At 56.6% G+C, this 9,686-nt stretch carries 10 protein-coding genes; 1 reads left to right on the top strand and 9 read right to left on the bottom strand.

Features of this window, described 5'->3' with window-relative positions; genetic code table 11:
• Positions 1–61: 61 nt before the first annotated feature.
• The 8 genes from FN633_RS05830 to rluE all read right to left on the bottom strand — a co-directional run bounded on the left by FN633_RS05830 (position 62) and on the right by rluE (position 7,880).
• Positions 62–1,183 (bottom strand): ribosomal protein uL16 3-hydroxylase, encoded by a 1,122-nt coding sequence (locus FN633_RS05830; protein WP_042392870.1) that lies wholly within the window; start codon positions 1,181–1,183, stop codon positions 62–64.
• A gap of 68 nt (positions 1,184–1,251) precedes the next feature.
• Positions 1,252–2,715, bottom strand: coding sequence for a two-component system sensor histidine kinase PhoQ (gene phoQ / locus FN633_RS05835; RefSeq protein ID WP_154057064.1), 1,464 nt, complete (start codon positions 2,713–2,715; stop codon positions 1,252–1,254).
• Complete coding sequence (gene phoP / locus FN633_RS05840) at positions 2,712–3,386, bottom strand: two-component system response regulator PhoP (RefSeq protein ID WP_154057065.1); 675 nt, start codon at positions 3,384–3,386, stop codon at positions 2,712–2,714. The genes phoQ and phoP overlap by 4 nt, the downstream gene beginning before the upstream one ends.
• A gap of 136 nt (positions 3,387–3,522) precedes the next feature.
• Entirely contained in the window at positions 3,523–4,893 is a 1,371-nt protein-coding gene (purB, locus tag FN633_RS05845; RefSeq protein ID WP_154057066.1) for an adenylosuccinate lyase, read from the bottom strand.
• Between the two features lie 19 nt (positions 4,894–4,912).
• A complete protein-coding gene (gene hflD / locus FN633_RS05850; RefSeq protein WP_154057067.1) occupies positions 4,913–5,542 on the bottom strand; it encodes a high frequency lysogenization protein HflD in 630 nt (209 codons plus the stop codon).
• A gap of 53 nt (positions 5,543–5,595) precedes the next feature.
• Complete coding sequence (gene mnmA, locus FN633_RS05855) at positions 5,596–6,702, bottom strand: tRNA 2-thiouridine(34) synthase MnmA (RefSeq protein WP_154057068.1); 1,107 nt, start codon at positions 6,700–6,702, stop codon at positions 5,596–5,598.
• 55 nt (positions 6,703–6,757) lie between these two features.
• Positions 6,758–7,216, bottom strand: coding sequence for an NUDIX hydrolase (locus tag FN633_RS05860; protein ID WP_042392884.1), 459 nt, complete (start codon positions 7,214–7,216; stop codon positions 6,758–6,760).
• A gap of 10 nt (positions 7,217–7,226) precedes the next feature.
• Positions 7,227–7,880, bottom strand: a complete 654-nt coding sequence (gene rluE, locus FN633_RS05865; protein WP_042392887.1) for a 23S rRNA pseudouridine(2457) synthase RluE — start codon at positions 7,878–7,880, stop codon at positions 7,227–7,229.
• Positions 7,881–8,000: 120 nt separating this feature from the next.
• Between rluE and icd the strand changes: the two genes are divergently transcribed.
• Positions 8,001–9,251 (top strand): NADP-dependent isocitrate dehydrogenase, encoded by a 1,251-nt coding sequence (gene icd / locus FN633_RS05870; protein ID WP_154057069.1) that lies wholly within the window; start codon positions 8,001–8,003, stop codon positions 9,249–9,251.
• A 66-nt stretch (positions 9,252–9,317) separates the two neighbouring features.
• Here icd and FN633_RS05875 read toward each other — a convergent pair.
• Positions 9,318–9,686, bottom strand: a 369-nt coding sequence (locus tag FN633_RS05875; protein WP_243731478.1) for a hypothetical protein, incomplete at its 5' end; no start/stop codon positions are given.

Raw genomic sequence — 9,686 nt, forward strand, 5'->3', positions numbered from 1 at the left:
GTGTGAGGCTGCGGTAGTTTTGTAGGCCCGGCAGGCGCGCCGGGCGTTACGTTACCGAGAGTTAATCTTCGAAGAACCAGTAGCCGCTGTTAACCAGCGCGGCGAGCATGGCGAGGAACGACGGGTCGTCCAGCGCATCGCCGAGTGTGTCGGCGGTCACCACGATATGGTTTGCCAGCGCGGCGAGGGCCGGGCGGTGCGGGGAATCGACCTTCTCACCGTTAACAAATATCTCTTCACCGACGCGCAGCACGCGCAGACCGCCGAGACGCACCAGCTTGTCACCCTGCTGCAGCGCATCGTAGATCTCATCAGGCTGATACGGCGGCTCCGGCGGAGAGACGTCCAGCTCGTGGCGCGACTGGGAGATAAACTCACCGAACCACTGCTGGAACTGTGCCGGCTGGTTAATCAGCTCAAGCATCATTCCGCGCAGCTTATCCAGCTCCTGAGGCAGAATATCCGCCGGGTGCTCCCGCGACGGTACGTCCGGATCGCTATAGCGGTGGCTGCCCAACTCGCGTTGCAGAACATAGTCCGCAAAGCCGCTGATCATCTCCCGACCGCTAGGCGCGCGGAAGCCCACCGAGTAGTTCATTGAGTTTTCAAGGGAGTAGCCCTCGTGCGGGAAGGCAGGGGGAATATAGAGAATATCACCCGGCTCCAGCTCTTCATCAATGATCGCTTCAAAAGGATCGACCTGCAGCAGATCCGGATGCGGGCAGTGCTGCTTCATCGGCACCTTATCGCCCACGCGCCAGCGACGGCGGCCGGTACCCTGAATGATAAACACATCGTACTGGTCCAGATGCGGACCCACGCCGCCGCCCGGTACCGAGAACGAGATCATCAGATCGTCAATACGCCAGTCCGGCAGCGCCCGGAAGGGACGCATCAGGGCGGCACTCTGCTCGTGCCAGTGATCTACCGCCTGTACCAGCAGCGACCAGTTGGTTTCACCCAGGTGATCGTAGCTTTCAAACGGGCCGTGGCTAACGTTCCATTTACCATCCTGATGACTGACCAGGCGGCTATCGACTTCGCTCTCCATCGCCAGCCCAGCCAGCTCGTCCGGCGAGAGGGGATCGATAAAGTTAGCCAGGCCACGCTTCAGCACTACCGGGCGCTTTTGCCAGTAACGCTGAATAAAATCGGGCCAGTCGAGTGTTAATTGATATTCCATATGAGTTTCCTGGTCTTGTGTCTGACTCGGATTATAACGGATGGCGGCCTGGCTGGATGCTTAATTCGTTAATTATCCCCGCCGCTCTCCTGCTGACGAGCAAATATAGCCTCCATTCGTGCGCCGCCGAGCGGACTTTCCCCGGTCACGATCTCCCCGCCGTACTGCTCCACGATCTCCCGGGCAACGGCTAAGCCTACTCCCTGGCCGGGACGCAGCGTATCGGCCCGCTGACCGCGGTCAAAAATCGTCTCCCGCAGGCTCACAGGAATGCCAGGGCCGTCATCGTCAACGATGATATGCAATCGATCGTCGGACTGGCGGGCGGAGACCTCAACAAACTCCAGGCAGTATTTGCAGGCGTTATCCAGCAGGTTACCCATCACCTCCATCAGGTCGTTTTTCTCACCGACAAAGCTAATTTCCGGGGAGATATCAAGGGTAATCGCCACTCCTTTGCGCTGATAGACCTTATTCAACGCCGAGGTGAGGCTATCCAGCATGGCCGCCACCGGATGCAGCTCGCGGCTGAGCATAACGCTGCCGCCGCGCATGCTGGCCCGATGCAGATAGTAACCAATCTGCTGGGAGATACGGCTGATCTGCTCCAGCATCACCGGTTCGGCGTCGTTCACGCTCAGCTTATTGCTGCGTAACGAGCGCAGCGTGCTTTGCAATACCGCCAGCGGGGTCTTCAGGCTGTGGGTCAGATCGGTGAGGGTGGTACGGTACTTGTCGTAGCGCTCGCGCTCGCTCTTCACCAGGCGATTGAGGTTGCGCACCAGGCTGACCAGCTCGCGGGAGGTTAGGGGGTTCAGGCGCTCGCGGTGGTGCTCCTCCAACTCGCGTACCTCTTTAGCCAGCGCTTCGATGGGACGCAGGCTCCAGCGCGCGGCGATCCACAGCAGGGGTATAACCAGCAGCAGGTTAGCCATCACCACGTAGATAAACCAGTTCCATACCTGATGCGCCTGCTTTATCTCATCGGGCACGGTGTCGATCACCACAATGGTCATCGGTGGCATATGGGCCGTCGCCGGGAAGTAATTCACCGCCACCGAGTGGGTGGTTTCGCTATCGTTGTCGTCTGCGCGCAGATCGCTGAGGGCTTTCTGCGCCGAGGGATCGCCGCTGATCAGGGTGCTGGTGGCGTCGGCGTCGGCCTCGATCTCATGGAAGCCATCGCTCTTCAGCCATTCAGGACGGATGCGCTGAACCAACCATGGTACGTTGCGCTGGGACCACAGCAGCTGCCCCTGCTGGTCATAGATCAGCGCCACGGTGGGACCTTGCAGATTCAGGTTTTCCGGCAGCTCAATACTGAAGCGCTGGTTGTCCCACTTGGAGAGCGTATAGAAGAGGTTGCTCTCGCCGCGCAGCAGGCGAAAGGTGGTCTTATCGAAGCTCACGCTGTAGCCCACCAGTGCCACCATGCCGTAGGAGAGGGAGAGCACCAGCACTACGGCAGCCGTGGCGAGCAGGAAGCGGATCCGCAGGGAGAGCGGCAGCAGGTGCCGCCGAAGCTTCTTCATGAAGGCAATTCGAACAGATAGCCCTGGCCGCGCACGGTATTAATCACCTCATGGGGATACTGGGCCTGGATCTTTTTGCGCAGGCGACCCATTAGCACATCGATGGTATGGCTCTCCCGCAGCTCGGCATCCGGGTAGAGCTGTAGCATCAGGGCATCTTTGCTCACCACCTTGCCACTGTTGCGGATCAGCGTCTCCATGATGGTGTACTCGAAGGCGGTCAGCTTGATCACCTCGTCGTCAATGGATAGCTCCCGACGCGAAAGATCGACCTGGAACGGCGGCATAGAGATAACCTGCGAGGCATGACCACCGTTGCGGCGCATCAGGGCCTGCATTCGAGCGGCCACCTCTTCAATATGAAACGGCTTAGTCACGTAATCATCGGCCCCGGCGCTCAGCACCTCGACCTTGTCCTGCCACCCTTCGCGGGCGGTGAGCACCAGTACGGGTAGGGCGACATCATGGCTACGCCAGCGGCGGATCAGCGACAGTCCGTCCTCATCCGGCAGGCCGAGATCGACGATGGCGATATCGGGAAGGTGTTCATTTAAGTAGTAATCCGCTTCCTTTGCATCTTCGGCGGCGTCGACCTGGTGCCCCAGCTCCTGCAACTGAACTTTGAGGTGGTGGCGCAGCAAAGGGTTATCCTCTACGACGAGTACGCGCATTGTCCAAACTCCCATAAATTCTTGTTGTAAATAGTTTAACGCGAATACGTAATTATGATGCGATTGAAATCAACGGAGAGTAAACCAGCGGGGAAGCAGCCCGCTCCCTAAACGAGAGCGGGCTAAAAGGCAGGGATTATTTCAGCTCATCAACCATGGTGATGGCTCGGCCAATGTAGTTGGCAGGCGTCATGGCTTTGAGGCGGGTTTTCTCTTCCTCTGGCAGCGCCAGGCTATCGATAAACTGCTTCATGCCTTCGGCATCAACGCGTTTGCCGCGGGTCAGCTCTTTCAGCTTCTCGTATGGCTTTTCGATACCGTAGCGGCGCATCACCGTCTGGATCGGCTCAGCCAGCACTTCCCAGTTGTGATCCAGCTCGTCGAGCAGACGATCGCGGTTCACTTCCAGCTTGCTCACGCCTTTCAGCGTCGACTGATAGGCGATCAGCGCGTAGCCGATGCCCACGCCGAGGTTACGCAGCACCGTGGAGTCGGTAAGATCGCGCTGCCAGCGAGAAACCGGCAGTTTGCTCGCCAGGTGCTGGAGCAGCGCGTTGGAGAGGCCCAGGTTGCCTTCGGAGTTTTCGAAGTCGATAGGGTTAACCTTGTGCGGCATGGTGGACGAGCCGATTTCACCGGCGATCGTCTTCTGCTTGAAGTGGTTCAGGGCGACATACCCCCAAACGTCACGGTCGAAGTCGATCAGGATGGTGTTGAAGCGCGCCATGCAGTCAAACAGCTCGGCGATATAGTCGTGCGGCTCGATCTGGGTGGTATAGGGGTTCCACTGGATGCCAAGGGAGGTCACAAACTCCTCGCTGAACTGGTGCCAGTCCACTTCCGGGTAGGCCGCGATGTGGGCGTTATAGTTACCCACCGCGCCGTTGATCTTACCGAGGATCTCAACCTGCGCAAGCTGGCGGAACTGACGCTCCATGCGGTAGGCCACGTTGGCCATCTCTTTGCCCATGGTTGACGGCGTGGCTGGCTGGCCGTGGGTGCGGGAGAGCAGCGGGATATCGCGATACTGCACCGCCAGATCTTTTACCGCATCGATAATCTTGCGCCAGTAGGGCAGAACCACCTCTTCCCGCGCGGTATGCAGCATCAGAGCGTGAGAGAGGTTGTTGATATCTTCCGAGGTGCAGGCGAAGTGGATGAACTCAGAGACCGCATGCAGAGCCGGTACGTCAGCCACTTTCTCTTTCAGAAAATACTCGACCGCTTTCACGTCGTGGTTAGTGGTGTGCTCAATAGTTTTGATGCGTGCGGCGTCTTCTTCACTGAATTCCGCGACAATCTTATCTAGGTAACCGTTTGCGTCGGCAGCAAAAGCAGGAACTTCCTTGATAGCTGCATGTGCCGCCAGCTTTTGCAGCCAGCGTACTTCTACCTGAACGCGAAACTTCAGCAGGCCGAACTCGCTGAAGATCTCGCGCAGCGCGCTGACTTTATCGCCGTAGCGTCCATCGACAGGGGAAACGGCGGTCAGTGAGGATAATTCCATAAGACAAAACTCCGGGACGTTAACAATGAGCAAGAATTTGTTTCGCCTGTGTAGACAGACGATTACGGGAAAACATCAGCTGCAGACGGCCACCACCCACCTGGTGCCAGAGCACGGCGGCGCGGATCCCGGCAAGCAGCGAGGAGCGAACTTTCGCCTGCACCTGAGCGCTTTGCAGCACAGCCGGGGAGCCCGTGACCTGAATACGCGGGCCGAGAGGGCTAATGACATCGACATAGATCGCGGCCATCGCGCTTAACAGGGTGTCGGAGTGCAGATCGAAGTGTTCAAGCTGGCGTGACAGCCCGGCAATGCGGCTGCCAAGGTTATCCATCGCACCTTTGCTCGCGGCGAGCTTACGCTCCAGCACCATCAGGCTCAGCGTGTAGCGGGTCAGCTCGGCGTTCAGCCCTTCGCGGCTGCTGGTGTTGAGCACGCCCAGCAGGGTTTCGAGACCCATACGCAGGTTGGCTTCACTACCGCCAAACACCGCCAGCGTGGAGTCTGGATTCTGATCGATAACGCTGTTCAGCGAGACATGCAGAGCGTCGGAATCGCAGGTTCCCTGATGCGCCAGCTGCTGCACCAGACGAGCTGACTGGCAGATCCCTGCCAGCGCGATGGTGATATCATAATAGTTCTTCGCCACACTCACTCCTTGTATCCCCGCAGCATTACGCGCCACGGGGAGAATGTTCTACGTTAAACCGGCAGCGGTAGACGCTGCTCAATAATGCCGCCGCCCAGGCACACTTCCCCGCTGTAGAAGACAGCGGACTGGCCCGGCGTAACGGCAGCTACCGGCTCGTCAAAACGGACCTCAATACGCTCGTCATCCAGTGCGGTGACGGTGCAGGAGATATCCGTCTGGCGATAGCGTGTTTTTACCGTGCAGTGCAGCGTGCCGGTAAAGGTTTTGCGATCGACCCAGTGCAGCTGCTGGGCGATCAGGCCCACCGACATCAGGCGCGGGTGATCGTGACCCTGGGCGACGATCAGCACGTTGTTCTCAACGTCTTTATCGACCACGTACCACGGATCTTCGCTGCCCTCTTTGGTGCCGCCGATGCCAAGGCCCTTACGCTGGCCGAGGGTGTGATACATCAGCCCCTGGTGCTCGCCAATCTCGTCCCCGTCAACGGTGATGATTTTACCCGGCTGGGCAGGCAGGTAGCGCCCCAGGAACTCGCGGAATTTGCGCTCGCCGATGAAGCAGATCCCGGTGGAATCTTTCTTCTTGGCGGTGATCAGACCCAGCTCTTCGGCAATTTTACGCACCTCGGGCTTCTCCAGTTCGCCAACCGGGAAGAGGCTCTGGGCGATCTGTTCGTGGCCGAGGGTATAGAGGAAGTAGCTCTGGTCTTTGTTGCCGTCCAGTCCGCGCAGCAGCTGGCTTTTGCCATCGACGTCTGCCCGGCGCACGTAGTGGCCGGTAGCGATATAGTCCGCGCCGAGATCTTCGGCGGCGAACTCCAGGAAGGCTTTGAATTTGATCTCTTTATTGCAGAGGATATCCGGGTTTGGCGTGCGGCCAGCCTTGTACTCTTCGAGGAAGTGCTCAAAGACGTTATCCCAGTACTCTGCGGCAAAGTTTACGGTGTGCAGCTCAATGCCGAGCTTGTCGCACACCGCTTGCGCATCAGCAAGATCGGCGGCGGCGGTGCAGTATTCCTCGCCGTCATCCTCTTCCCAGTTCTTCATGAACAGGCCTTCCACCTTATAGCCCTGCTGTTGCAGCAGGTAGGCAGAGACGGAAGAGTCGACACCGCCGGACATCCCGACGATCACTTTTTTTGGGCTTTCAGACATAGAATACTCGCGACATTAAACTTCAAGGCGGCGTATTCTATCATGCCAGCGCGCCTCAGGCATCACTTGTAAAAGGCCAGTTAAATTCGCCGATCAGCGCCAGCGGGTAGCGCTGACCGCTCTGATAGCAGCGGATACTCTCTGCCACCAGCGGCGATCGCAGGTTAGAGGCGGTTAAAATCTCATCGGCAGTGACCCACAGGCAGCGATCGATATCGCCATCGTTAGGCCAGGTAGCGCACGTTTCGTTAAGCTCAATGGCAAACAGAAAGCGCAGGAAGGGGGTGTTGTCCGGCGCAATCCACTGGTGCATGCGAATAAAGTGTTGGGGAATGGCATCAATGCCGGTCTCTTCCCACAGCTCGCGCGCGGCGGCCTGCACCAGGGTTTCATTGGCCTCGAGGTGTCCGGCAGGCTGGTTCCAGAGCGCTTTATCGTTGATGGTCTCTTCAACAACCAGAAACTTACCCTGGGCATGCACTACGCAGGCAACGGTAACGTGCGGTTTAAACATACTTTCATCCTTATTCAGCAATATCTCGCCACTCACCGTTGGCGAGATTATCCAGCGTGTAATTTCCCATAGCGTAACGGATCAGGCGCAGCGTGGGAAAACCTACGTGCGCGGTCATGCGCCTCACCTGGCGGTTACGCCCTTCGTAGAGGGTGATTTTCAGCCAGGCGGTAGGAATGGATTTTCGCTCGCGGATCGGCGGATTACGTGGCCACAGCCAGTCAGGCTCGCTAACCAATTCGACGCCGGCGGGTAGGGTGGGGCCATCGTTGAGCGTCACCCCGTTGCGCAGCGCCGCTAGCGCGTCCTCGCCGGGTTCACCTTCCACCTGAACGTAGTAGATCTTCCCGGTGCGCTTGCCCGGCTGCGTCAGCCGCGCCTGCAGTGCGCCGTCGTTGGTCAGCACCAGCAGACCTTCGCTGTCACGGTCCAGACGGCCTGCGGCATAGACGTCGGCGACGGGGATAAAATCCTTCAGCGTGCTGCGCCCGGCCTCGTCGGTAAACTGCGGCAACACATCGTAGGGTTTATTGAACAAAATCACCCGCTTTGGGTGGTTTTTGCCGTGGCGTTGAGTGGGTTGTTGTGAGCTGAATCGCTTAACCCGGTGATCTATAAAAGAAGTTTTGCGCATGGTATTTTCAGATGTTATCAATTGCCGCATTATAGCGGAATAACTTGCGCCTTTCATGCCAGCCGACAATCAGTTAGTATTGACAGGCCCATTACAATTTATTAACAAAACAGCAGAACGAAAACACGCTCGAACTCGAAGGAGAGGTGAATGGAAAGCAAAGTAGTTGTTCCGGCGGAAGGTAGTAAGATCACCCTGCAAGACGGCAAGCTGAACGTGCCAAACAATCCGATCATCCCGTTTATCGAAGGTGATGGTATCGGTGTGGACGTGACGCCGCCGATGATCAAGGTGGTTGATGCCGCTGTGCAAAAGGCCTACAACGGTGAGCGTAAAATTTCCTGGATGGAAATTTATACCGGTGAGAAATCGACCCAGGTGTATGGCCAGGACGTCTGGCTGCCGACTGAGACCCTGGATCTGATCCGTGAGTATCGTGTAGCAATCAAAGGTCCGTTGACGACGCCCGTCGGCGGTGGTATTCGTTCCCTGAACGTCGCCCTGCGCCAGGAGCTGGACCTGTATGTCTGCCTGCGCCCGGTACGTTACTACCAGGGTACGCCAAGCCCGGTTAAACACCCGGAGCTGACCGACATGGTGATCTTCCGTGAGAACTCCGAAGATATCTATGCCGGTATTGAGTGGAAAGCCGACAGCGCTGACGCTGAGAAAGTGATCAAATTCCTTCGCGAAGAGATGGGCGTGAAGAAAATTCGCTTCCCGGAACATTGCGGTATCGGTATCAAGCCGTGCTCAGAAGACGGTACTAAGCGTTTAGTGCGTGCTGCCATTGAGTATGCGATCACTAACGATCGTGACTCTGTGACCCTGGTGCACAAAGGCAACATCATGAAGTTCACCGAAGGCGCGTTCAAAGACTGGGGCTACCAGCTGGCACAGGAAGAGTTCGGCGGTGAGCTGATCGATGGCGGCCCGTGGCAGAAGATCAAAAACCCGAACACCGGCAAAGAGATCATCATTAAAGATGTGATCGCCGATGCGTTCCTGCAGCAGATCCTGCTGCGTCCGGCCGAGTACGACGTGATTGCCTGTATGAACCTGAACGGTGACTACATCTCTGACGCCCTGGCAGCCCAGGTTGGCGGGATCGGTATCGCACCGGGCGCGAACATTGGCGACGAGTGCGCGCTGTTCGAAGCAACCCACGGTACTGCACCGAAATACGCAGGCCAGGACAAAGTGAACCCAGGCTCAATCATCCTCTCCGCAGAGATGATGCTCCGTCATATGGAGTGGTTCGAAGCCGCAGACCTGATCGTTAAAGGCATGGAAGGCGCGATTAATAACAAAACCGTGACCTATGACTTTGAACGTCTGATGGACGGCGCTAAGCTGCTGAAATGCTCAGAGTTTGGTGACGCGATCATCGAAAACATGTAATCCATCTTCTGGATTAGATGACAACGGGAGCCATGGCGCTCCCGTTTTTTATGGTTGGGATGCTGACTAATGGATAAGAGATAAAATAACGGCTGCTATTGCAGAAAGCAGGTAAGCTACTGTGGCTGTAATCCACATATAGGATAGATAATTCATCCACGGCTGAATTTTTAAGTCATTTTCTTCAAAAAAGCTGTAGGCCGGATCGCTCTGTTTAAGAAAGGAAATTTTTTTCTTCTTACTCAGTTTGATAAAAAACCTGCTTACTGGAAAAACACCGAAAAAACCCACCATATGATAAAATGAACCTGGCGCGGGAAAACTATATTTTTCTTTAAAAAGCGAAACTAAATTTTCATAGCTCTTTTTGTTAGCCAGATAGACAAGAAAACAGATAAAGATAAGAATGCTACCAAATAGCCCGATGACTAAACC

This window comes from Pseudescherichia vulneris, assembly GCF_902164725.1.
In the GTDB taxonomy this organism is placed as follows: domain Bacteria; phylum Pseudomonadota; class Gammaproteobacteria; order Enterobacterales; family Enterobacteriaceae; genus Pseudescherichia; species Pseudescherichia vulneris.

Excerpts from the sequence above, each read along its gene's own strand:
- phoQ (WP_154057064.1), bottom strand. The coding sequence starts at position 2,715 with ATGAAGAAGCTTCGGCGGCACCTGCTGCCGCTCTCCCTGCGGATCCGC.
- mnmA (WP_154057068.1), bottom strand. The coding sequence starts at position 6,702 with ATGTCTGAAAGCCCAAAAAAAGTGATCGTCGGGATGTCCGGCGGTGTC.
- phoP (WP_154057065.1), bottom strand. The coding sequence starts at position 3,386 with ATGCGCGTACTCGTCGTAGAGGATAACCCTTTGCTGCGCCACCACCTC.
- FN633_RS05860 (WP_042392884.1), bottom strand. The coding sequence starts at position 7,216 with ATGTTTAAACCGCACGTTACCGTTGCCTGCGTAGTGCATGCCCAGGGT.
- FN633_RS05830 (WP_042392870.1), bottom strand. The coding sequence starts at position 1,183 with ATGGAATATCAATTAACACTCGACTGGCCCGATTTTATTCAGCGTTAC.
- icd (WP_154057069.1), top strand. The coding sequence starts at position 8,001 with ATGGAAAGCAAAGTAGTTGTTCCGGCGGAAGGTAGTAAGATCACCCTG.
- purB (WP_154057066.1), bottom strand. The coding sequence starts at position 4,893 with ATGGAATTATCCTCACTGACCGCCGTTTCCCCTGTCGATGGACGCTAC.
- rluE (WP_042392887.1), bottom strand. The coding sequence starts at position 7,880 with ATGCGGCAATTGATAACATCTGAAAATACCATGCGCAAAACTTCTTTT.